A 22,660-nucleotide genomic window follows, 5' to 3' on the forward strand; every position below is an offset into this window, starting at 1 on the left:
GATCCCGCCTATGGCAGCCAACACAACCGGCGCGCCCTCAAAGCGATGGGGATACGTTTTGGTGCTAAACCCTTAGGACGTCCACCCAAGCTCGATCCACTTGAGCACAAACAACAAAAACAACAGCGTCAAGCCGATTATCGACAACGCATTCCGATTGAAGGCAAATTCGGTCAAGCCAAGCAATACTATGGTTTAAACCGCGTTCCAACCAAGCGCGCCAACACCAGCGTGGCTTGGATAAACGCAATCTTCTTGGTGATGAACCTATTGGTGCTGTTGAAGGCCTTTTTTTGGCGCTATTTTTACCAAAACAGCGGGCTATTCTCGCCCTATAGGCTATTTATGGCTTCTATCGAATCCAAAAACACAGAATTACGCCATCACCAAAAAGAGTTAGCGCATGAAAAAAACAAATTGGCGCTGAGTTCGAATTATCCGATTTTTTGTTCGCTGATTTTTTGAGCGGACTCTATTTACCCGCATATTTCATAAAGTTCACGCGCCCTCGCTTGTTTATTGATTCCCCAGCACATTTTTCTCAGTCGTCTGTATGAATAACTACAGCGCTCCTTCGAAAAAAGCACTGGGAAACCAATATCCTGCGCGATCATCACGCGAATTTATGAAACATGCGGGTCAACTCAAATTTTTAATACCTGATTGATGCTGAATCAAATTGCACGAATATGTTGCACCTTTGTTGATTAGACAGTTTTATGTGTCTATTAACTTATTGAATAGTAAAGGCTATAAAAACCTTGCATTGTAAGTGCTTAATAAGTGATGAGCTTATTAAGGAGTTATATAGCCATGAAAACACTTTATTATCGATATTTAGATTTATCCCTGTTTTCCAAGATTCTGTTGCCTTTGGGTTTTTTAATTGTTATTGGGTCGCTTATTTCGTTCGACCGTATGCAGGCATTAAAAAATGATGCTTTGCATGCAGCGGGTGAAAATGCGGCGCTTAGCATGATCGCAATGGCGAAGAACTCACGCACATTCTATGTTGATGAAGTCGTACCAAAGGCGACCCAGGCCGGATTGGCACTAAGTCATAACTACAAAACGCATCCGACAAATCTACCGCTCGCCGCTAATGTGATGATAGCGCTGGGCGAAATGAGTGCCGCGCAAGGGGGAGATTTAGGTCAGGTCAAACTGTTCAGTGATCAGCCTTTTAAGTTTAGAGGGGCAGTAAAGTTGGATGAGTTTGAAAAACAGGCTTTAGCTCAGCTCGCCAAAAACCCCGATCAACCCTATATTCAAGTTGAAACGATTAATGGTTCACCCTTTTTTCGCTTAGCTGTGCCAGATTTAATGAGTCAGGCTTCTTGTGTAGCTTGTCATAATTCACACCCTGACTCCCCTAAAACCGACTGGAAAATCGGTGATGTGCGCGGTGTTCTGTCGGCTAGTATTCCGTTGGCGAGTCTTGAACAAGCCATTGCTACACCTGTTAAACAAACTACTTTTAGTTTTGCTTTACTCGCACTGGTATTTATTGTTTTGATGCTTTTAACCGCCGCTTCGATTCGTCAACGTGTTAAACGTTTAGCCGATAGTATGATTCAGGTCGATCGTTCAGGCAGGTTAGAAACGCATATCCAGTTTGAGAGAAGTGATGAAATTGATACCATGGGGCGGGTGTTCAGCACAATGCTTGGAAATATGAATAAAGCGGTAACAGAGACGAATCGAGTTGTGAGTGCAATGGCTCAAGGTCAGTTTGATCAGCGTATCGAATCAGATCTAAAGGGTGATTTAGCCACAATGAAAGACGGGGTTAATCTCTCAATGGATGAAATGAGTCAAGCCATGGTCGAGCTAAATGCCACCTTGAACGCATTAAAATCAGGTAACTTTAGCTATCGTTCTAGTTTGAACCTAAAGGGGGATTATAAGCAAATGATCGATAACGCGAGTAGTGCCATGTCAAGTCTTGATCAAACCATTGGTGCTATCTTAACCTCAATGGATGCCCTTAACCATGGGGAGTTTGATCAGCGCATAGATCTAGAAGCACAGGGTGCGTTAGCCGAATTGAAAAGCGGTATTAACCAAGCGATGCATAACCTATCACAAGCTGTTGTTGATATAACGCGTTTGACCCTCGCTCAATCTCAAGGGGATTTGTCTGAGCGCATTGAGCATCAGTATCATGGTCAGCTTGCTATAGTTGGTAATGCGATAAATCAAAACGCTGATAAATTGGTCGAGGTCATTAGTGGGGCGACTCAAGCTAGTAATATGGTCAGCTCAGCGGCTGATGAGGTTAATAGTGCATCCGAACATTTAAGCCAGCGGGTACAAGAACAGGCAGCGGCGACTGAGCAAAGTTCTGCTTCTATTAGGCAAATGAGTGAAGCACTCAAAATATCGTCACAACGCCGAGGGCAAACAGCCCAAATGGCTGAGAAGGTTCAAGATCAAGTAGTGAAGTCTACAGAAGCAATGAATCAAACTATAGAAGCAATGCGTAAAATTCAAGCATCGAGTGAGAAAATAGCGGAAATTGTTAGTCTGATTGATGGCATCGCGTTCCAGACCAATCTGCTGGCCTTAAATGCAGCGGTCGAGGCAGCTCGTGCTGGTGAACATGGTCGTGGTTTTGCCGTGGTCGCGGGTGAAGTTCGGGCCTTGTCGCAAAAATCCGCTGAAGCCGCCAAAGACATTAAACAGTTAATTGATAACAGCACGGCACAAATTAATCAAGGAACTAGGTTGGCGGCTGAATCTGGAGAGCTACTAAAAGGGGTTGATCAGGCAATGATAGAGGTGTCCGGTAGTATCAAACGGATTTCACAAATTAGCACCGAGCAATCCAATACTATTTCACAAGTTGAGACGGCAATTAATGAAATAGACAGCATAACCCAGCAGAACGCCGCATATGTTGAACAAACTAGCGCCGCAGCTGAGAGTCTAAAAGATCAAGCTGTCCAGCTTAAACAAGATTTGGATTTCTTTAAAGTAATAACGCAAAAACCTAAGCTTATTCATCGAATAAACTAAGCGTTAAATTTTTAATCAAAAAAATGGCCCGGGTTATAAAGCCCGGGCTTTTTTATGCGCTAAGAAATAAAGAGTAGTTGTTATGTTCTTGTGTGTGAAGGTGCCCTTGACAGATTGCAATCCTTGTAATGATAAATTGTCGCTATATTGAAAACTATGCTGTAAGTGAAATGCTATATGGGTGTAAAGCTCAAACTAATTAATGGGTTGGCATAGCTATCTGTTTTTTTATATTCGCGATATCCTGCGGTGACACTGAAGCCGACTACATATTTTTTGTTATTATGCAGCCAAGGAATTATCCCCGTGCCAGTAAGATTAGAATCGGACAATTTACTGGGAAGCGCTAGCGATTGACCAGGCGATAATTGGTCGTTTGTGGATGAAATAATCGTACCATTTGGGTGAACAATAAGGTTGAAGGATTGTTCTTGAATAATGCTGGTACGGTAAGTCGGTTCGCTGTCTTTTAGCATAGCGTTAAACTGTGGTTCGCTGTCAAATACCAATGCAATACCGCCAACATTTTTCGTAGAGTTTTGCCAGTTTTTGATTGGAGCATGATAAATATAAGTGGGTCGATTGTTGTATAGAGGGGTAGGCTCAAAATTGGATACGACATAATCTTGAGTGTTTTGAAGCGCAATACAGCGTTTCACATCCTGAGCCTGACTTAGGCGCTGTCCGATGAGTTCGGATTCTTTGGGATTTGAAATCGCCAAAATATCGCCGTTTTGGTTGTAAATTAGGATGTTGGTGTATACGGTGTATAAACTGTTTATATACTGCAAACTTTTTTCAAGGGAGTTTTGTTGTGCTTGTGTCAGTTGATTGTGTTGGTGGTAATGGCTTAATATTTGTTGAAAGCTTGAGTTTAATGCCCACCAACGGCAATCATTTGCTCGTTCGTAGAGGTTTCGGTCCATAATGTTGGCAGCTAGAGCGGCGCTAAAACTTACTTTATCTTTAATCGTTTCAATTAGTACTTGATGAATATGATGGATGAAGTCTTCAAAAATCGCAGAAATGTTTTGGCTAATATCTTGAAATCTATCTAAAATGGGTAAGAAATACTCGACATTTTGTTTGAGGGAAGAAATCTTGCCGTTGAGAATCACAATTAATAACAGTGTGCTGACCTTGGTGTTGGTTCTTTCTAACTGTTTCAGGTAGAGCGGCGAGTCGGGTGTAATGTGAAACTCGCTCTCAATGCTGAATTTTTTTTCTTTAAAGGCCGCGCGATTGACAAGGCGGGCGTGTCCAAGCCAAGACTGTCCGGTATATCCTTCGTAACCGTTAGTTTTGGCAAAAAAACAAAACTGATCATTTTGGTTGATGGGTTCAGCAGTAAGATTTGTATGATCAATAACGCTACTTATAAGATTGTGAGTAGGGGTGCTGCTAGCCAATACTTCACCTGATTGGTGGCAGAGCATAAGCTCGATGTCTGGTGAGTTCAGGCTCAGCTTGTCAAAAATCATGGCCATTTCTTGTTCAAATTGAAAACTTAGGCATAGAACGCCGATATTTGTAGTCCGTTCTCCTTGTTTAAAAACAATGCTTTTGGCATAGACCAAGCTGCGTGAATGTTGAGGGAATAAATCTGTGGAACGCAAAAATTCTTGGTAGGGGGTATTGTTTTTAAGTGCTTCCCGAATCACAGGGTCATTTGAGTGAAGGCAGGTATTGTTTTGATTAAGTTTTGCCGCTATTTGACCATTAGGTTTTACCAGAACAATATCATCATAAACGCTGTATTTCGCCACGTACTCCTCTAAACGTTGTTCAATAAACTGCTGCTGTTCAGATGTTGGGTTTTCTTGGCTCATAAACGTGATGATGTCATCATCAGTGGCTAAAAAGCCAACATCTGCTGTTCGTTCAAACAGGTTTCTTATAATTAAGTCTATGGTTACTTGAGTCTTAATTTTAATATCGCTACGAGCTTGATTGAGGTAACGATTAATGAGCGAGTCGATCATCATGTCTCTCAATTGTTGAAACTCTTTTTGAGTTTCAACAATTGACGCAAGCAGTTGTGGGTGAAAGGCTTCACTGTTGATTTTTCCAACCATGGCAACCGTTGTCCACCACATGTTTTGTTCTTCAAGTTGTTCAAGGTAGTTTTTTACCTTGGGTAGGTAGTTTATAAAAGCTTTATGATTGGTATTTTGTTGCATTCCCCGTTCCTGGCTCAATATTGATAGATTTTGAACCTGATATTCTATCATTCATTTAAATATTGAGCGTTAATGTCAACGCATAACACATTTTTTTCGCCTGAAAAGGTGCGGTAAATCGCTTTGGATAGGGTAATGTTTAAATTGGCATTAGGTAGGCCTATATAGGGTGTGGAAATTTGTACTTGTTCAGGATGCTCCATCGCGTTCCTAAAGTAGGCGCGTCTGGCCCAGAGAGCACCATCGCTACGACTGAGTGGCGCATAGGTTTTTGGTGAAAGCGTTTGTGAGTGTTCAGGTGTTAGGCTTTCTATTGTTTGAATACCTTCGGTGTTGAGTAGGTAAATGCGTTCTACCGCACAGTGTTGCAAAAGCTCACTGGTAGCGAGTTGAAATTCGATTCCTTGGGCGACAGCCTTAGATGCATCAAGTAGCATATGCTTAATCGCCAGTTTTTTGTGTGTGTGGCCGCGTTGCCTCTCTGTTTGGTCATATAAACTGCGATGATGTAGCATGTGCAGCTCGTTTAACAGCCAGGCCTGGTCATGGCAGCCAGTGGGGTTGGGTTTGGCGAAAAAATAGCCTTGTGCTAGGTCGGCATCGGCATCAAGGGTTAATAGTGCATCATCTTGTGTTTCGACACCTTCGACTAAAATAATGGCACCCGTTTCGCGCAATAAAGCTATGCAGCGTGTTAGCCAGCGTTGTCTAGCGCTATCATTGCGTGCGTTTACAAGCATCGAGCGGTCAAGTTTGACGATGTTAGGCTTAAGTTCCCAAATGCGGTCAAAATTAGAATGCCCGGTTCCAAGGTCATCAATCGCGATTAGAAACCCAAGTTTGCGGTAGTAGTCGACAAATGTTTTAAGTTGTTGCGTGCTTTTTGCACCATCCTCTAAAATTTCAAGCACAATGTTGTGTGGCGAGAATCCGAGCTTTTTAAGCTGGTGGTTGACTAGGTTGGCGCGAAGATTTTCAGGGTTGATGGTGGCGCTATTGATGTTAACAAAAAGCCATTTATCTTCGTTTTGAATTGTTGTATATTTTTTAATGTGACTGATTAAACATCCGCGATCAAATTTTTCAAGACATCCTTTACGATCTGCTTCGGCAAATGCGTCGAGGGGTGAGCAGGGTTGTCCATCAGATTTTTGAGCACGTAGCAGTGCTTCATAGCCTACAACGCGTCTATGCGCTAAGCTGACAATAGGCTGGTAGTGTGAATTTATTTGATACATGAGTCGAAAAAAGCCTTTTTATTGGTTAATGGTCTAGCTATAGCAATTATATTGTACATTAGGATAAATAATTTTAATTTCAATGGGTTGTGCTGGCGGGTTTTTGGTTTTTGGTGCTTTTTATTCAATTCCTTTTGAATGGTGTTGGGTGTCGAGTGGTATGGGTGCAATTTGCACTGTTGTAGTGCTGTTGTGTCGTTTGTAATTATTGGTTTATGGTATTAGGCTTAATTTTTAATTTTTATTCTGAATAGATTAATGTTTAAATTATTTGCATGTTTTTTGCTTAACTCGGATATTTCATAAATTCGCGTGATGATCGCGCAGGATATTGGTTTTCCAGTGCTTTTTTCGAAGGAGCGCTGTAGTTATTCATACAGCCGACTGAGAAAAAAGTGCTGGGGAATCAATAGACCAGCGAGGGCGCGTGAAGTTATGAAATATTCGGGTTAAATAGCGTGTTTCGTTTGTATAGGTGATTAAAGGGGTGGTATGAATTTTCAGCGAGAGATAGCCAAGCTGTTGATCCTAAGTCGTGAGTCTGAAGTTCAGTCGCTTGAATTTTTGTTTTCAGTCGCCGAGTTGGTTCGGTTGCTTCAAAAGTTGGTGCATGATTTACAACTTGAGCGTGGCGCGAGTGTGTTGCATTTAACGGCAGGTGGCGCTAAGGGTTATCAAGAAAAAATCAGTGTTTATCGCGCGAGCTATATTCAGGATGTGAATAGCTTAAAGCAAGTATTAAGCCTTTGGCTTGATCAGCGGTATAGTTTAACGAATGGCGTGTATATGCGTTTGGCTGGTTTGTTGCAGCAGTTTGAGCAGATTGGCGTGCTACGAGAAAAAATTGATCAATTGTCTATTCAGCCTGTTGAGGCGATTTATCAATTTAGTGATGTGATTAATGGCGTGTTTAATTATGTGTTTGAAATGGCGGAGCAGGCGCCTGATGCCGAGATTGCAAAAGCCATGTTAACCTTGTTTAATTTTATGCAGGCTAAGGAGGCGGCGGGTCAGGAGCGTGCCATTGGTGTGGCGATTTTGGGTTCAACAGGCAATGCAAAATCCCTTTGCCCTTGGTTGGAGGCGCGTGTTTTGCAGCAGGCTACCGCGTTTTCTATTTTTAAAGGCTTTGCCACTGAGGAGCAGTTAAAAAAATTAGCGCATTTAAAAGCGCAAGCCTATCGCAAAGAGCTGGAAATATGGCGTCAGAACTTTTTTTTCCATAAGCGGGCGGACTTTGATAAGGCTGAAGCTTGGTTTGAGTTGATGACGATTCGGATTGATGGGTTTCAGAAATTGGAAAATGAGTTAATTGATCAATTGCAGGTCGTAAGTGCAAGGCGGCTGCAGGAGACCCAGCCAGTAAGCAAGGGCTCGGTGGCACTGCTAGAGGAGTTGTTTAATGATGATAAAACCTTGTTAAGTGAGAGTGTCGTTAAGTTGCAAGGGGTTTCAAAGATATTGTTGCAGCGCTTTCAGGCACAATCACAGCGAATGGCTGAAATGGAGTCTGAACTGGTGTTGGCTAAACAGGCCTTGTTGGATCGGCGCTTTATTGAGCAGGCAAAATCAAAGCTAATGTTTGCTAAAGGTTTGAGTGAGGAGCAGGCGCACCAGTTTTTGCAGGCACAAGCGATGAAGTCAGGCCGTAAATTGGTTGAAATTGCTAAAACAATTTTATAATTTTGGTGCATTAGTGAAATTAAATGGTGCATTAAGGTTCAGTTTGGCGGAGATTATGCTGGTTTTGTTATAGGCTTTTATTTTTTTAAATAGTTAATAATCAAGTGGTTATAATTTTTTTATATTTTTTGGCATGTTATTTGTTTTAATGTTTTTAATTAAGTCAGTGCCGACTTGATACTTATCATACTGTTACGGACAAAGGCGTCCATTTTCTCTGATACCTGTCAGGGGAGATGCGACGCCTTTTTTTATGGTTCAAAAAGGTGAATGAAATGACTGAGCAAAACAAAATTTCGAGACGTAATTTATTAAAAGCGGCGATAGCAGGGGTTATTGGCGCATCAGGTACGATGGGTTTTTCAACGCTGGCGCATGCCAAGGTGGGTTGGCCGGAAAAAGAAGAAATTAAACTTGGATTTATCAAATTAACGGACATGGCGCCCTTAGCGATTGCTTATGAGAAGGGGTATTTTGAAGAAGAAGGGCTGTATGTCACGTTAGAAGCGCAAGCCAACTGGCGTGTGTTGGTGGATGGCGTGGTGTCAGGCGCACTGGATGGCGCGCATATGTTACCCGGTCAAGCGATTGCGGCAACGATTGGTTATGGTAATAACGCTGAATTGATGACCCCTTTTTCGATGGATTTGAATGGTAATGCGATTACGGTTTCTAACCGTGTTTGGGAGGGGATGCGCCCCTATGTTAAGTTGGATGAAGCTGGAAAACCGATTCATCCAATCAGTGCTTCGGCCTTAAAGCCGGTGATTGATGAGATGAATGCTAAAGGTGAAGCCTTCAAAATGGGGATGGTTTTCCCCGTTTCCACTCACAACTATGAGTTGCGTTATTGGTTGGCGGCTTCGGGCATTCATCCTGGATTTTATGCGCCTGAGCGCGGGGATACCAGTGGATTAATTCAGGCACAAGCGCAGTTGTCGGTAACACCCCCTCCACAAATGCCGGCGACGATGGATGCGGGCACGATTCATGGCTATTGTGTGGGTGAGCCTTGGAACCAACAGGCGGTATTTAGAGGAATCGGTGTACCGGTGATTTCAAACAACAATATTTGGCGCAATAACCCTGAAAAAGTGTTTGGTATGCGCAAAGATTTCTATGATAAATACCCTAATACCACGATTCGAATGGTAAAAGCCTTGTTAAAAGCCGCGCGTTGGTTGGATGAAAATAATAATGCAAACCGTAAAGAAGCCGTGAAGATTTTGGCTAGACCGATTTATGTTGGCGCAGATGAAGCCGTGATAGCGAATTCGATGACCGGTACCTTTGAGTATGAAAAAGGCGATCAGCGTTCCGAACCAGATTTCAATATTTTCTTTAGAAATCATGCGACCTACCCATTTTATTCTGATGCGATTTGGTTTTTAACCCAAATGCGTCGATGGGGTCAAATCAGTGAAGCGAAGTCGGATGAATGGTATCACCAGGTCGCTCAGCAGGTTTATCGTCCAGATATCTATCAACTCGCTGCCAAGGAACTGGTCCGTGAAGGTAAGTTTAAACCGAGCGAGTTTGTTGATTTTGGCAAAGAAACTGGCTTTAAACCGGCAACCAATGAATTTATTGACGGTGTGACCTATGACGGCCGTAAGCCAAACGACTATCTCAAACAGTTTGAGATAGGGTTAAAAGGCGCGGATAAGGTTTAACACACAGGGCAAGTGCGCTTGCCCTAAAGGATTAGAAAATGAAACTTCCTGTTTTTTTAGAGCCTTATGTGGCTTTGGTGAAGGGTGTTAACCCAAAAGATAACGCCACATTAATATTCAGACAGCTTGGGTTGCCTGTCGTGGGTTTATTAGTATTTATGATGGTGTGGTCAGGTGCGGCCAAAAATATTGAAACCTCGCTGGGTAATTTCCCCGGTCCAGTTGAGGTTTATAACCAGTTCACCAATTTGGTGGACGAGCACCAAGCTGAAAAAGAAAAAGCGCAGGCGTTTTTTGAACGTCAACAAGCAAGAAATGAAGCCAGAATGGCGCAAGACCCTGATTTTGTCTCCACTATTCGCCCCTATACCGGTGCACCGACGTTTTTTGACCAGATTAAAACGTCGTTGTTTACGGTGTTTACGGCGTTTGTGATTGGATCGTTGATTGCGATTCCGATTGGTATTTTAATCGGTATGTCAGATGGTTTGTATCGTGCGGTGAACCCAATTATTCAGCTGTTTAAACCGGTTTCTCCCTTGGCTTGGTTGCCTCTGGTCACACTGGTGGTGAGTGCGTTGTATATCAGCGAAAGCCCAATGTTTCAAACCGCGTTTATTGTCTCGGCGATTACCGTGTTGTTAAGTTCAATTTGGTCAACCATTATCAATACCGCCGTTGGGGTGGCGACGGTCAGTAAGGATTTACTCAATGTGTCAAAGGTGCTGAATCTGAATGCGTGGACCCATGTCACCAAAATCCTTATTCCTTCTGCGATTCCGATGATATTTACGGGCTTGCGCATTTCGCTGGGTATTGCATGGATGGTGTTGATTGCGGCCGAAATGCTCTCTCAATCACCAGGCCTGGGTAAATTTATTTGGGATCAATTCCAAAATGGCAGCTCAGAATCTATGTCGCGGATTATGGTGGCGGTATTGGTGATAGGTTTAATTGGTTTCTTCTTAGATAGGTTGATGCTGTTATTGCAAAAAACCGTGTCTTGGGATAAGTCAGCGGTACTTCGTTAATTTTAGGAGAACAAAAGATGGACGCATATTTAGAATTAACGGATGTGGAGATTGCTTTCCCAACCCCGACCGTGCCGTTTGTAGCGATTCAAAACATTAATTTAAAAATTAAACAGGGTGAGTTTATTTCGTTAATTGGTCACTCTGGCTGTGGTAAATCCACCGTGTTGAATATTGTCGCGGGGCTATACCAAGCCACCAAAGGCGGGGTAATTTTAGAAGGAAAAGAAGTCGATCAACCCGGACCTGAGCGTGCGGTGGTGTTTCAAAATCATTCCCTTTTGCCTTGGCTAACCGCCTATCAAAATGTTGAGTTGGCAGTGAAGCAGGTGATGAAAAAAGCCTCAAAAGCCGAAGTTAAAGATTGGATTGAGCACAATTTGAAACTGGTGCATATGGATCATGCAATGCATAAACGCCCTGATGAGCTATCAGGCGGGATGAAGCAGCGTGTGGGTATCGCACGTGCCCTGTCTATGCAACCGAAAGTCTTGTTGATGGACGAGCCGTTTGGTGCCTTGGATGCCTTAACACGCGCCCACTTACAGGACTCCTTAATGGAAATCCAAAATGAGCTGAACAATACCGTGATTATGATCACCCATGACGTCGATGAGGCGGTACTGCTGTCTGATCGAATTGTGATGATGACCAATGGCCCTGGGGCGACGATTGGTGAAATAGCCGAAATCAATCTACCAAGACCTAGAAATCGAGTGGTCTTGACCGAGGATGCGGCCTATAACCATTATCGCCAACAGGTGCTCAGTTTCTTGTATGAAAAACAGGCGAAGGTTGAGTTATGAGCGCTCAGACGATGAAACCCAAACTGCTTATCATTGGTCTGGGGATGGCCAGCATGCGTTTGTTGGATGAGTTGGTTAAGAGCCAAGCCACCCAGCATTATGCCATTGAGGTCTTGAGTGGCGAATCAACGGCGGGCTATAACCGAATTATGCTGTCTTATCTATTAAGTGGTGAAAAAACACTGGATAACATCACCAGTCACAACCAGGTCTGGTTTGATCAGCAGGGCATTAAGGTACGTTTTGGTTGCAAGGTGGTGAGCTTGGATACCCAATCCTGTTGCCTGACCACCCACGATGGTGAGGTTCTGGATTATGACCAGTGTGTTATCGCCACCGGTTCACAAGCGCAGCGGCTAGCGATAGCGGGGGTGGATTTGGCGGAGGTGCATTGTTTCCGTGATGGCTCTGATGCGGCGACTTTGCAGCAACTTGACTCTAGTGACAGACGCCCCGTGATAGTTATTGGTGCCGGTCTACTGGGATTAGAGGCCGCCTACGGGTTGGCTATGCAAGGGCATCAGGTCACGGTCGTACATCGCTCAGACCGTATTTTAAGTCAGCAACTCGATTTTAATGCGGGTCAACAATTACAAAAATCCTTGCAGAAGCAAGGGATTAACTTTGTGCTCAACCGTCAGTTGGATGAGATACAAGGTGCCCAACAGGTTACAGCCGTTCGTCTCAATAGGGGCGAAGTGATTGAAGCGAAAGCAGTTGTTATGGCGGTGGGCATTGCGCCCAACACGACACTTGCGAAACAAGCAGGCCTGGTTGTTAATCGCGGCATTTGGGTCGATGGTTGGATGCAAACATCTGCTAAGCAGGTATTTGCCTTGGGCGAATGTTGTGAGTTTGAGCATCAAACCTTTGGCCTTGTTGCCCCCATTTATCGCCAAGCGAGTGTGTTAGCCAAGACGCTATGTGGTCTTCAGAACCCGCCTTTTGTTCACCAAGCCAATGCCACGCGCTTAAAAGTGTCCGGTGTGGAGGTGTTTTCGTTTGGCGAGCCGAATCAACAAGGCGATCATTTGGTGTTTCAAGACCCGACTCAGGGTATTTATCGCAAGCTGGTGTTGGTCGAGGGGCGTATTGCCAGTGCGATTTTGCTCGGTAATACGCAGGATGCGAATTGGTTATTCGAACTCCATCAACAGCAAACACCGATTTCAGAACAACAGCGCAGCGCCTTGTTATTTGGCCAAGCGTACTTTGAGAGGATCGCAGCATGAAAACAAAATTAGTGGTAGTAGGCAATGGGATGGTCGGCCATGCCTTTTTGGAGCGCTTGGTTAAGTCTGCGGGTTTTGATCGTTTTCAGATCACCGTGTTTGGCGAAGAATCGCGCGTGGCGTATGACCGGGTGCATTTGTCCTCCTATTTCTCTGGCAAAACCGCCGAGGATTTATCGCTGGTTCCTGTGGGTTTTTATGCTGAACATGCCATAGATATCCGCCTAAATGAAAAAGTGGTGTCGATTGATAAGCAGGCTAAAACCGTGACCACCCAAGCAAGTTTGGTTGAAAAATACGATGTGCTGGTTCTAGCCACCGGTTCTTATCCATTTGTGCCGCCGATTCCGGGGAATGATCGCGAAGCTTGTTTGGTGTATCGCACGATTGAGGATTTAGAGGCGATGAGGTCGTCGGCACAAACCTCCAAAATCGGCGTGGTGATTGGGGGCGGTTTGTTGGGTTTGGAAGCGGCTAAAGCCTTGGTCGATTTAGGTTTAGAAAGTCATGTGGTTGAGTTTGCGCCACGTTTAATGCCGGTGCAATTAGATGAGGGCGGTGCGGCGATGCTTAAGCGCAAAATCATCCAATTAGGTGTAGGCGTGCATACAGCTAAAGCCACGCAGCGGATTGAGGATGGTGTGCAGGCACGTCATCGTTTGGTGTTTGCTGATGGCGAAACCTTAGAAACCGATTTTATTTTGTTTTCAGCCGGCATCCGCCCGCGTGATGAGTTGGCGGATGTGGCGGGACTGGAAAAAGGTCCGCGCGGCGGCATTGTGATTAATGATCAATGTCTAACCTCTGATCCGCATATTTATGCGATTGGCGAATGTGCCTTGCATGGCGGCATGATTTATGGCCTAGTCGCACCCGGTTATGCGATGGCGCAGGCGGTGGTGGACCAGCTAAACCACAAACCGGCTCAGTTTTTAGGCGCAGATATGTCCACCAAGTTAAAACTCTTGGGCATTGAAGTGGCGTCTATTGGTGATCCGCATGGCAGTGATGAGGCGGCCAAGTCTTATATTTATGAAAATGGTCCAAAAGAGATTTATAAAAAACTGGTGGTATCACCGGATGGTCAAAAACTACTCGGCGCAGTATTAGTCGGCGATAGTGAGGATTATGGCAATCTCTTGCAGTTAAAACTCAATGATATGGTGTTACCTGAGCATCCAGAGCAGTTAATTTTACCCTCTTTTTTGGGCGAGAAGGTCGGTATGGGGCCAGATGCCTTGCCAATGAGCGCACAACTGTGTTCGTGTTATGACGTGTCGAAGGCCGATGTGATTGCGGCATTGGATGGCGGGGCGAGTTGTTTAGCGGATATAAAAGCCTGTACCCAGGCCTGCACAGGCTGTGGTGGCTGTACGCAGTTGGTCACGAGTGTGGTCAATAATGAACTTGAGAAACGCGGTGTCGCGGTATCAAAAGCGATTTGCGAGCATTTTCCCTATACCCGCCAAGAGCTCTATCACTTGGTGCGCGTGAATGGTTATCAAACTTTTGATGAATTACTTGCGGCCCATGGCGAAGGCGATGGCTGTGAGATTTGCAAACCGACGGTGGCCTCGATTTTAGGCTCGGTATGGAATGCCTATGCGTTTGACAAGAAAAATATTCCATTGCAAGACACCAATGATCGTTATCTCGGTAATATGCAAAAAGATGGCTCCTATTCGGTGATTCCACGGGTGCCAGGTGGTGAGATTACACCGGATAAGCTGATTTTATTAGGTGAGGTGGCCAAGGATTATCAGCTGTACACCAAAATTAATGGCGGTCAGCGGATTGTGTTGTTTGGCGCGCAGCTAAGCGATTTACCGGTTATTTGGTCGCGTTTGATTGAGGGTGGTTTTGAATCAGGCCAAGCCTATGCCAAAGCCTTGCGCACGGTTAAGTCTTGTGTCGGTTCAACCTGGTGTCGTTATGGCATTGATGATTCGGTGAAGCTGGCGATTGATTTAGAAAATCGCTATAAGGGCGTGCGTTCGCCGCATAAGATGAAAATGGGCGTGTCGGGTTGTACCCGTGAATGTGCCGAGGCGCAAGCCAAGGATGTCGGCGTGATTTCGACCGAAAATGGCTGGAATCTGTTTGTTTGTGGCAATGGTGGCATGAAACCGCGCCATGCGGATTTATTCGCGGTGGGGTTAGACCGTGAAACCCTGTTCAAATATATCGACCGTTTTATTATGTTTTATATCCAAACCGCTGATCGCCTTCAGCGTACCTCAACCTGGTTGGAAAACCTAGAAGGCGGGCTTGATTATTTGCGTCAGGTGGTGATTGACGATTCGTTAGGGATTGGTGAACAGCTCGAACAGCAAATGCAGGCGCTCATTGGCAGTTATGAGTGCGATTGGAAGCGTGCCGTCGAAGACACAGAAAAAACCAAGTTGTTCTATAACTTTGTCAACGCAGATCAGCGTGATCCGAACCAAGTTTATGTGCGTGAACGTGGACAGTTGCGTCCCGCTAACGCCCAAGAGCGTCTTGAATCGATTGCATTAGAACTGGTTTAGGAGCGGATCATGTCAGATTTTAAAAAAGTATGTCAACTTTCGGATTTAATCGAGAATGCCGGTATTCCCGCATTACTGGACGCCACGCCGATTGCGCTGTTTCTGATTAAAGGCCAAGTCTATGCGTTAGATAATTTTGATCCGATTGGCCATGCCAGTGTGATGTCGCGTGGCATTGTTGGAAGTATCAAAGGGCGATTGGTCGTGGCTTCTCCCTTATACAAAGAACATTATGATTTGGTGAGCGGTGAGTGTTTAGAAAACGCAGAAGTAAAACTAGCGGTTTATCCGGTTGAACTTCGCGGTGAGTCAGGCGAGGAGGCGGTATGGGTCGCGACTTGCTAACCCCATCCTTGTTAGCCCCATGCTTGCTACCCAACCCCGTTAAAACAACCTGTCCATATTGCGGCGTGGGTTGTGGCGTGGAGATGCAGCCTGACAACCAGGCCTGGTTGTGTCGGGGTGATCAAGACCACCCTGCCAATCAGGGTAAACTCTGTGTCAAAGGCAGTGCTTTACATGAAACCTTGAGCTTGGAGGGACGTTTAGTTGAAGCTAGGGTTGGGGGTGTTAGTGTATCAAATGAGCAGGCCTGCTCAGATATTGCTCAGCGTTTTAACCAGGTGATTGCTGAACATGGACCCGATGCGCTAGCGTTTTATGTATCAGGTCAATTGCTCACCGAAGATTATTATGTCGCCAATAAGTTGATTAAAGGTTTTATCGGCACCGCGAACATTGATACCAATTCGAGGCTGTGTATGGCTTCGGCAGTGGTGGGGTATAAACGCGCGTTGGGTGCTGATGCGGTGCCGTGCAGTTATCAAGATTTGGCGCAGGCGGATTTATTGGTGTTGGTCGGGTCGAATGCGGCTTGGGCGCATCCAATTTTGTATCAAAAAATGGCACAGGCCAAACGCGAAAACCCGAACAAAAAAGTGGTGGTGATTGATCCTCGGCGAACAGCCACCTGTGATCTGGCGGATTTGCATCTAGCGATTAAGCCTGGTGCAGATGCCCTGTTATTTAATGGTTTGCTGGCTTATCTTGCTGATCATAATGTAATTGATCACGAGTTTGTCGAACAGCACACCGAAGGGTTTGAGCAGGCCCTAGCCCAAGCGCGTAAAACAAAAGGCGAAAGTCTAACTGAGCTTGCGCTAACGTGCGGTGTCAATGAGATGGATTTAGAGACATTTTTTGCTTGGTTTGCACACACGCCACGCACGGTGAGTTTTTATTCTCAAGGCGTGAACCAATCGACATCGGGGGTGGACAAATCCAATGCGATTATTAATGTGCATTTAGCAACCGGACGGATTGGCAAAGCTGGCGCGGGTCCATTTTCGATTACCGGCCAACCGAATGCAATGGGTGGGCGAGAAGTCGGTGGCTTGGCAAACCAGATGGCCGCGCACATGGATTTTAATGATCCTGCAGCGATTGAGCGTGTGGCGAGATTTTGGCAAGCCCCGAATATGGCGCAGCAAAATGGGCTGAAAGCGGTTGAACTGTTTCAAGCCGTGGACTCAGGAAAAATAAAAGCTATTTGGATTATGCATACTAATCCGGTGGTGTCGATGCCGGATGCCGATTTTGTAAGACGCGCATTAGAAAAGTGTGATTGCGTGGTGGTGTCTGATGCGGTGGCGGATACCGATACCACACGTTGTGCGGATATCCTGTTGCCCGCCGCCGCTTGGGGTGAAAAAGACGGCACGGTGACCAATTCTGATCGCACGATTTCACGCCAGCGCGCATTTTTACCCGCCCCCGGTCAAGCCAAGCCTGATTGGTGGTGGATTGGTCAGGTGGCGCAGAAAATGGGCTTTGAACAGGCGTTTAACTATGCCTCGCCCTTTGATATTTTTAAAGAACATGTCGCGTTATCGGCGTTTGAAAACGATGGCGTGTTGAGTCGTCGTGACTTTGATTTATCGGGCTTGCAATCACTGACTGAGCAGGCTTATCAGGCGCTTAAACCCATTCAATGGCCGATTAATCGGCACTATCCAAACGGGCAAACTCGTATGTTCGCTGATGGCCAGTTTTTCACCGCCAATCGACGCGCCAAATTCATCGCTATCACACCGCAGTTGCCGAAAGAATCCCCGTCGGTTGATTATCCGTTTGTATTGAATACCGGACGCTATCGGGATCAATGGCACAGCATGACGCGCACGGCTAAAACCGAGCGTTTATTGCAACATCGGGATCAACCGCGTTTGAGTATGCATCCTGACGATGCCAAGCAGATTGGATTATCTCAGGATGATTTGGCCTGGGTGCAGTCACGACTGGGTCAGGTGATTATGCCAGTTGAACAGGATGCAGGTCTGGTTAGGGGGCAGGTGTTTGCACCGATGCATTGGACCGGCGTTTATGCCAGCCACGGACGGATTGATGCTCTTATTCCCTCTCATACTGATCCTTTGTCTGGGCAACCAGAATCTAAACATGCGGTAGTCAATGTTGGGCCTTGGTCTGCTCGCTATCGGGCGGCGTTTTGGACGCGAGATAGCGATTGGCAAGCGGCTGACGATTATTGGGTCAACGTACAGCAATCGGTTTGCCAGCTTTGGCATTTGGCGGGAGCCCATGTCTTTGAATTCTCAGCTTGGCAGCAACAGGCAGGCTGGACAGAACAACCCAGTTTGCGTTATGACGATGACCAAGCCGATGTCTATCGTTTTGCGTGGTTTAATAGCGAAAATCAACTGCAAGCGGTGTTGTTTGTCGCACCCAATAGCCTGTTACAAGCGCCATTGGACTGGGTGAGTAGCTTGTTTAAACGTGAGAGTCTGACAACGGCTGAACGCTATGGTTTGCTAACGGGAATGGCGATAGACCAACCCGATGTCGGTGCGATGATTTGCAGTTGTTTTCAGGTGGGTGAGAAAACCTTGCAATCATTGATTAAACAAGGCGTTCAGTCGGTGGACGCGCTGGGTGAAAAAACCTGCGCGGGGACTAACTGTGGCTCGTGTATTCCAGAATTAAAAGCGTTGATCGCCCAAGGAGGCTGAGATGGATTATTTACCGATATTTATGCGTTTAAAAGGCGAAAAAGTCTGTGTGATTGGTGGCGGTACGATTGCCGCGCGCAAGTCGGATTTATTTATCCAATCGGGTGCCAAGGTTGAAATCATCTCACCCGAACTAAAGGGCGAAATGGCACGGATGCATCAAGCAGGCCTGGTGAGCTGGCAGCCTTGCGTTTTTGAACCTAGTTTACTGGTTGGTGCGAAGTTAGTATTAGCCGCCACCGATGATCAAGCGGTCAATGAAGCGGTGTACGCCGCCACTACCGAGCTAGGCATCGCGGTGAATATCGCCGACCAAACCGAGTTGTGCGATTACATTCTGCCCAGTATTTTACAACGCGGCCCGATTACGGTGGCGGTGTCTACGGGCGGGCGTTCACCCACGTTTGCACGGCACTTGCGGGTGCAATTAGAGCAAGCCTTACCAACGCGATTGGGTGAAGTGGCGCTATTACTGCGCCAATTACGTCAGCAATACAATCCGCTGATTGAGGAAGAGGAGCGCAAGCATTTTTGGCAAAATCTATTAAACAGTGCATTTTATCAAACCGCCTTAGAAGGCCGTTGGGATGAGGCTAGACAGATTTGCGCCCAAGCCTTTGCAGGGCATGCCACGCCAACCGGTGAAGTGTTTTTGGTTGGCGCGGGGCCCGGCGACCCTGATTTGTTAACCATTAAAGCCCTGCGAATTTTGCAAACCGCTGATGTGATTGTGTATGACCGTTTGGTGTCGGAGGATATTATCAACTTAACGCGGCGTGAAGCCGAACGTATCTATGTCGGCAAGGCTATGTCGAATCACACCTTGCCGCAAGAGCAAATTAATCAGTTGCTGGTGGATTTGGCGAAGCAAGGCAAAAAGGTGATTCGCTTAAAGGGGGGCGACCCCACTATTTTTGGCCGGGGTGCCGAAGAACAAGCCTTGTTGCGTGAGCAGGGTGTGGCTTGTACGGTGGTGCCAGGGATTTCATCGGCCTCTGGCATTGCCGCTTCAACCGGTATTCCCTTGACCCATCGTGAGTTTGCGCAATCGGTCAAGTTTGTTACCGGTCATACGCGTCAAGGTATCGTGGATTTGGATTGGAACTGCTTAGTTGACCCTAATCAAACCTTGGTGATTTATATGGGGTTGAGTAACATTGAGATCATCACGCGCCAGTTAATTGAACATGGTATGAATCCTAATACACCGATGGCGGTGATCGAAAACGGAACACGCGCTAATCAACGGGTGTTGGTAACCGATTTACAACAAGCGACCAAACAAGTCGCTTTAGCAGGCATCCAAGCCCCAGCTTTAATGATAATTGGGCGAGTGGTGCAGTGTGTTGAACCGAGCGTGTGTATTGATTGGGCAAATAATGTGATGCGAACAGACGCATCTCAACAGGCGGTGCGCTATGGCTGATCATCCTTTTGCCGAGTTTTTGCGTATTTTGGGTAAAGGCCCCAAAACCCGCCGAGCCTTAACGCAAGCCGAAGCCGAGCAGGCGTTGGCGATGATTCTGGCAGGCGAGGTCACGGATAAACAATTAGGGGCGTTTTTGTTACTAATGCGTGCGAATGGTGAAACACCGGATGAGTTGATTGGTTTTGTTCAAGGCGCTCGCCAGTCTTTTAGTTTAGATAACCAGATCTGCCCAAGTGGTTTGCATTTGGATTGGGCGGCTTATGCCGGTAAATGGCGCTACCCGCCTTATTATTTATTGAGCTTAAAACTGCTCGCGCACATGGGTTATGGTGTTTTACTGCATGGTGATCAAGGGCAGTTTGAACATCGGTATTATGCCGAGAGCTTCTTAGCCGAGCTAGGTGTGCCGATTGCCGATTCGGTTGAACAAGCGCGTGAGATCTTGGCTAAACCCCAATTGGTTTATTTACCCTTAACCCAGTTTGCTGAACCCTTGCGCAGGATTTTGCATTTAAAAGAAGAAATTGGCGTGAGAACCGTTTTTAACACCGCGGTTAAACTCTTAAACCCGCTCAATGCGCCGATGACCGTTCAGGGCATATTCCACAAGGGCGTAGAACAGTTGCACCTGCAAACCGCACAGGCCATGGGGTATCCGTGCAATCTCGTGTTTAAGGGCGAAGGCGGTGAAGCGGAAATGCGACCTGATGCATTAACTACGCTCTATTGTTTGCATCAAGGTCAGCAATCAGAGCAGAAGTTAAACGGTCTGATTGATCGTCAAGAGCGCCCCAACAGTTGGGACTTGGAGGATATTCTTGGATTATGGCAAGGTGGTCAAGAAGATAACTATGGCGAAGCGGCGGTGATCGCTACAGCAGCGGTGGCGTTAATGGGCTTGCTTTCGATTGAATATTCGGCCGCTGTATCAACCATTAAACAGGCCTGGACCCAACGTCATGACTAGTTTCCTGTAGCTTGACATGCAACGCCAATTCAACCTTCAAGCTAGCTTGTGGCACATTTTTATAATTTGCGTTGATCAAATTAAAGGTTATAAATCATTTTGCTCGTTCCCAGTGTCCTCTGTAGGAATGGATACTGGCATTAACCGGCGATTATTGACCCAAAGACTAGGCGTTAAGTTTAATATTGTGAATGCATTCCGACGCAAGAGCTTGATAGCGATTACACCATGTGCGGGTAAATTTCTAATTGTTCAAAATAGCATTCGACATCAACGCAGCATAACCTACGCCTGATCATTATATTTTATTCAGTTATGGACTCAATCTAATTTGTAAATAAGTTTAATTGATATATTTTGATATAAAGATAGAATAAATGTAAAACGAATTTAAGTTACAATATTTTTCTTTAAATCAATTAAATTCTTTCTGGTCGCGTGTTCGTAGTAATTATTATGCTGTGGATTTAATTGAAAGAATTGAATCAAGATGGTTCATAGTGCACCATTGTAAAATTTATCTGACGTATGTTTGTAGTTAAAATGAATTATTAGATTATATAAGTCCTTTAAGAATTAATGAAACCAACATGTTCAAATTTAATTTTTTATGAAGTAGCTTATGGCTCGATAAATACTTTATTTGTTTTGTTTTGTTTTGGTCTTTAAGTAATGGCATTCTGTCCTAAATGATTTATTTCTCTATTGGTGTCATGTGTTCATTAAATATCATAATTGGCGTAATGCATAGTTAATGTAATTTTAATGTCTGTGGTTAGCGTGTAATTTAATCACTAAGAGACTGTCTTTAATAAATATATTAAAAGCATAATATATTTTTTGTGCAAAAATCTGTAGGTGCATAATAACAAATTAATACATTTGCTTTTATTCTTTGTAAAGGGTTGATTAATTATGTTTATGTTTATTGGGATTACTCTCACGTTTGTATTTATTGTTTTGGCTATGTTGATAGGCGGTGGATTGGGCGCTTTTTTTGATGGGCCCTCGTTTTTAATCGTTATTGGGGGTACAGCTGGTGCAACCTTGGCTAAGTTTACGCCGAAAGATTTAGCTAAAGGTTTTAAAACCGCGATGCTAGCCTCAAAAAGCCGTAAAGATTCGTCCGACTTGAATGAGTTGGTAAATATAACCGAAGAATTCCTGAAAAAGACGCGTAAAGAAGGCCTGCTATCGATTGAAGGCCAATCCTCGGGCAATGACTTTTATGATGATGGCCTTGCTTTTATGTTGGCAACGCCGAATGCCGAAACCCTTGAGCGTTATCTTGCGGATCAAATTCAAAATATTATAAATCAGGCGCAACGTGGAAAAGGCGTGTTTGATGCGATGGCAGATGCGGCGCCTGCGTTTGGGATGATTGGTACCGTTATTGGTTTGATATTAATGTTAGGTAACCTTAATGATGTTTCCACCATTGGCCCATCGTTGGCAGTTGCTTTGTTGACAACATTGTATGGTGCGATTATTGCCAATGCTGCGTTTATTCCGATGGCAGCTAGAATCGCCTCTTGGCAGGCGGTCACGGTGCATGAGCGAGAATTGATCTCGATTTGTTTAATGTATCTTAAAAACGGCGGATCGCCGATGGTGATGCGTGAAACAGTTAAACCTTACCTCACCCATGACTTTTATAAGATTGCTCAGGCTTTTTGAACTACAGATATTTAAAGTTAAATACAAGGGTTGCTGGAACGCACTATCGCGTTATTCAAAACCTTGCTTGTAAACCCAATGCACTTCGCAATCTCAACTCAAATTTATGAAATACTCAGGCTAATGAGGCGTACTTAATAACCTAAAGCCTTTAAGTCGTTTAAGTTTTGCA

15 protein-coding genes are annotated in these 22,660 nt (G+C 45.2%); 13 read left to right on the plus strand and 2 right to left on the minus strand.

Translation table 11 applies throughout. The features are described 5' to 3' along the window. On the plus strand, positions 1 to 465 hold a 465-nt coding region (locus tag NA59_RS10185; RefSeq protein WP_044411944.1), incomplete at its 5' end, for a transposase. Positions 466 to 813: 348 nt separating this feature from the next. Then, the gene (locus NA59_RS10190; protein WP_052501609.1) at positions 814 to 3,018 is read left to right on the plus strand and encodes a methyl-accepting chemotaxis protein; all 2,205 of its coding nucleotides are present in this window, start codon (positions 814 to 816) and stop codon (positions 3,016 to 3,018) included. A 173-nt stretch (positions 3,019 to 3,191) separates the two neighbouring features. Here NA59_RS10190 and NA59_RS10195 read toward each other — a convergent pair whose 3' ends face one another. Then, the gene (locus NA59_RS10195; protein ID WP_044411947.1) at positions 3,192 to 5,198 is read right to left on the minus strand and encodes a cache domain-containing protein; all 2,007 of its coding nucleotides are present in this window, start codon (positions 5,196 to 5,198) and stop codon (positions 3,192 to 3,194) included. A 47-nt stretch (positions 5,199 to 5,245) separates the two neighbouring features. Then, positions 5,246 to 6,436: a sensor domain-containing phosphodiesterase gene (locus NA59_RS10200; RefSeq protein ID WP_044411950.1), complete on the minus strand. Its 1,191-nt coding sequence runs from the start codon at positions 6,434 to 6,436 to the stop codon at positions 5,246 to 5,248. Positions 6,437 to 6,928: 492 nt separating this feature from the next. Between NA59_RS10200 and NA59_RS10205 the strand changes: the two genes are divergently transcribed. The 11 genes from NA59_RS10205 to NA59_RS10255 all read left to right on the plus strand — a co-directional run bounded on the left by NA59_RS10205 (position 6,929) and on the right by NA59_RS10255 (position 22,488). Continuing rightward, positions 6,929 to 8,119 (plus strand): nitrate- and nitrite sensing domain-containing protein, encoded by a 1,191-nt coding sequence (locus NA59_RS10205; RefSeq protein ID WP_044411953.1) that lies wholly within the window; start codon positions 6,929 to 6,931, stop codon positions 8,117 to 8,119. A gap of 275 nt (positions 8,120 to 8,394) precedes the next feature. Continuing rightward, positions 8,395 to 9,792: a CmpA/NrtA family ABC transporter substrate-binding protein gene (locus NA59_RS10210; protein ID WP_044411994.1), complete on the plus strand. Its 1,398-nt coding sequence runs from the start codon at positions 8,395 to 8,397 to the stop codon at positions 9,790 to 9,792. 38 nt (positions 9,793 to 9,830) lie between these two features. Further along, positions 9,831 to 10,823, plus strand: a complete 993-nt coding sequence (locus tag NA59_RS10215) for an ABC transporter permease (RefSeq protein WP_052501610.1) — start codon at positions 9,831 to 9,833, stop codon at positions 10,821 to 10,823. A 17-nt stretch (positions 10,824 to 10,840) separates the two neighbouring features. Further along, positions 10,841 to 11,629: an ABC transporter ATP-binding protein gene (locus tag NA59_RS10220; RefSeq protein WP_044411956.1), complete on the plus strand. Its 789-nt coding sequence runs from the start codon at positions 10,841 to 10,843 to the stop codon at positions 11,627 to 11,629. Continuing rightward, positions 11,626 to 12,861: an NAD(P)/FAD-dependent oxidoreductase gene (locus tag NA59_RS10225; protein ID WP_232504075.1), complete on the plus strand. Its 1,236-nt coding sequence runs from the start codon at positions 11,626 to 11,628 to the stop codon at positions 12,859 to 12,861. The genes NA59_RS10220 and NA59_RS10225 overlap by 4 nt, the downstream gene beginning before the upstream one ends. Further along, a complete protein-coding gene (nirB, locus tag NA59_RS10230) occupies positions 12,858 to 15,389 on the plus strand; it encodes a nitrite reductase large subunit NirB (protein WP_044411959.1) in 2,532 nt (843 codons plus the stop codon). Before NA59_RS10225 ends, nirB begins: the two co-directional genes overlap by 4 nt. Before the next feature lie 9 nt (positions 15,390 to 15,398). Further along, positions 15,399 to 15,734, plus strand: a complete 336-nt coding sequence (gene nirD, locus NA59_RS10235; protein WP_044411962.1) for a nitrite reductase small subunit NirD — start codon at positions 15,399 to 15,401, stop codon at positions 15,732 to 15,734. Continuing rightward, positions 15,716 to 18,415 (plus strand): nitrate reductase, encoded by a 2,700-nt coding sequence (locus tag NA59_RS10240; RefSeq protein ID WP_044411964.1) that lies wholly within the window; start codon positions 15,716 to 15,718, stop codon positions 18,413 to 18,415. The genes nirD and NA59_RS10240 overlap by 19 nt, the downstream gene beginning before the upstream one ends. A 1-nt stretch (position 18,416) precedes the next feature. Further along, positions 18,417 to 19,841 carry a siroheme synthase CysG gene (gene cysG, locus NA59_RS10245; RefSeq protein WP_044411967.1) on the plus strand — a complete coding sequence of 475 codons (1,425 nt, stop codon included), beginning with the start codon at positions 18,417 to 18,419 and terminating at the stop codon, positions 19,839 to 19,841. Continuing rightward, positions 19,834 to 20,811 carry a glycosyl transferase family protein gene (locus NA59_RS10250; RefSeq protein WP_044411971.1) on the plus strand — a complete coding sequence of 326 codons (978 nt, stop codon included), beginning with the start codon at positions 19,834 to 19,836 and terminating at the stop codon, positions 20,809 to 20,811. Before cysG ends, NA59_RS10250 begins: the two co-directional genes overlap by 8 nt. A 915-nt stretch (positions 20,812 to 21,726) precedes the next feature. Continuing rightward, positions 21,727 to 22,488, plus strand: a complete 762-nt coding sequence (locus NA59_RS10255) for a motility protein A (protein WP_044411974.1) — start codon at positions 21,727 to 21,729, stop codon at positions 22,486 to 22,488. Positions 22,489 to 22,660 lie beyond the last annotated feature (172 nt).

It is taken from the genome of Thiomicrospira microaerophila (assembly GCF_000934765.1).
Classification (GTDB): domain Bacteria; phylum Pseudomonadota; class Gammaproteobacteria; order Thiomicrospirales; family Thiomicrospiraceae; genus Thiomicrospira; species Thiomicrospira microaerophila.

What these genes read in the sequence shown, in the direction of transcription:
- NA59_RS10220 (WP_044411956.1), top strand. Translation starts at nt 10,841, where the DNA reads ATGGACGCATATTTAGAATTAACGGATGTGGAGATTGCTTTCCCAACC.
- NA59_RS10210 (WP_044411994.1), top strand. Translation starts at nt 8,395, where the DNA reads ATGACTGAGCAAAACAAAATTTCGAGACGTAATTTATTAAAAGCGGCG.
- NA59_RS10200 (WP_044411950.1), bottom strand. Translation starts at nt 6,436, where the DNA reads ATGTATCAAATAAATTCACACTACCAGCCTATTGTCAGCTTAGCGCAT.
- NA59_RS10225 (WP_232504075.1), top strand. Translation starts at nt 11,626, where the DNA reads ATGAGCGCTCAGACGATGAAACCCAAACTGCTTATCATTGGTCTGGGG.
- NA59_RS10255 (WP_044411974.1), top strand. Translation starts at nt 21,727, where the DNA reads ATGTTTATGTTTATTGGGATTACTCTCACGTTTGTATTTATTGTTTTG.
- NA59_RS10240 (WP_044411964.1), top strand. Translation starts at nt 15,716, where the DNA reads ATGGGTCGCGACTTGCTAACCCCATCCTTGTTAGCCCCATGCTTGCTA.
- nirB (WP_044411959.1), top strand. Translation starts at nt 12,858, where the DNA reads ATGAAAACAAAATTAGTGGTAGTAGGCAATGGGATGGTCGGCCATGCC.
- cysG (WP_044411967.1), top strand. Translation starts at nt 18,417, where the DNA reads ATGGATTATTTACCGATATTTATGCGTTTAAAAGGCGAAAAAGTCTGT.
- NA59_RS10190 (WP_052501609.1), top strand. Translation starts at nt 814, where the DNA reads ATGAAAACACTTTATTATCGATATTTAGATTTATCCCTGTTTTCCAAG.
- nirD (WP_044411962.1), top strand. Translation starts at nt 15,399, where the DNA reads ATGTCAGATTTTAAAAAAGTATGTCAACTTTCGGATTTAATCGAGAAT.
- NA59_RS10205 (WP_044411953.1), top strand. Translation starts at nt 6,929, where the DNA reads ATGAATTTTCAGCGAGAGATAGCCAAGCTGTTGATCCTAAGTCGTGAG.
- NA59_RS10250 (WP_044411971.1), top strand. Translation starts at nt 19,834, where the DNA reads ATGGCTGATCATCCTTTTGCCGAGTTTTTGCGTATTTTGGGTAAAGGC.
- NA59_RS10195 (WP_044411947.1), bottom strand. Translation starts at nt 5,198, where the DNA reads ATGCAACAAAATACCAATCATAAAGCTTTTATAAACTACCTACCCAAG.
- NA59_RS10215 (WP_052501610.1), top strand. Translation starts at nt 9,831, where the DNA reads ATGAAACTTCCTGTTTTTTTAGAGCCTTATGTGGCTTTGGTGAAGGGT.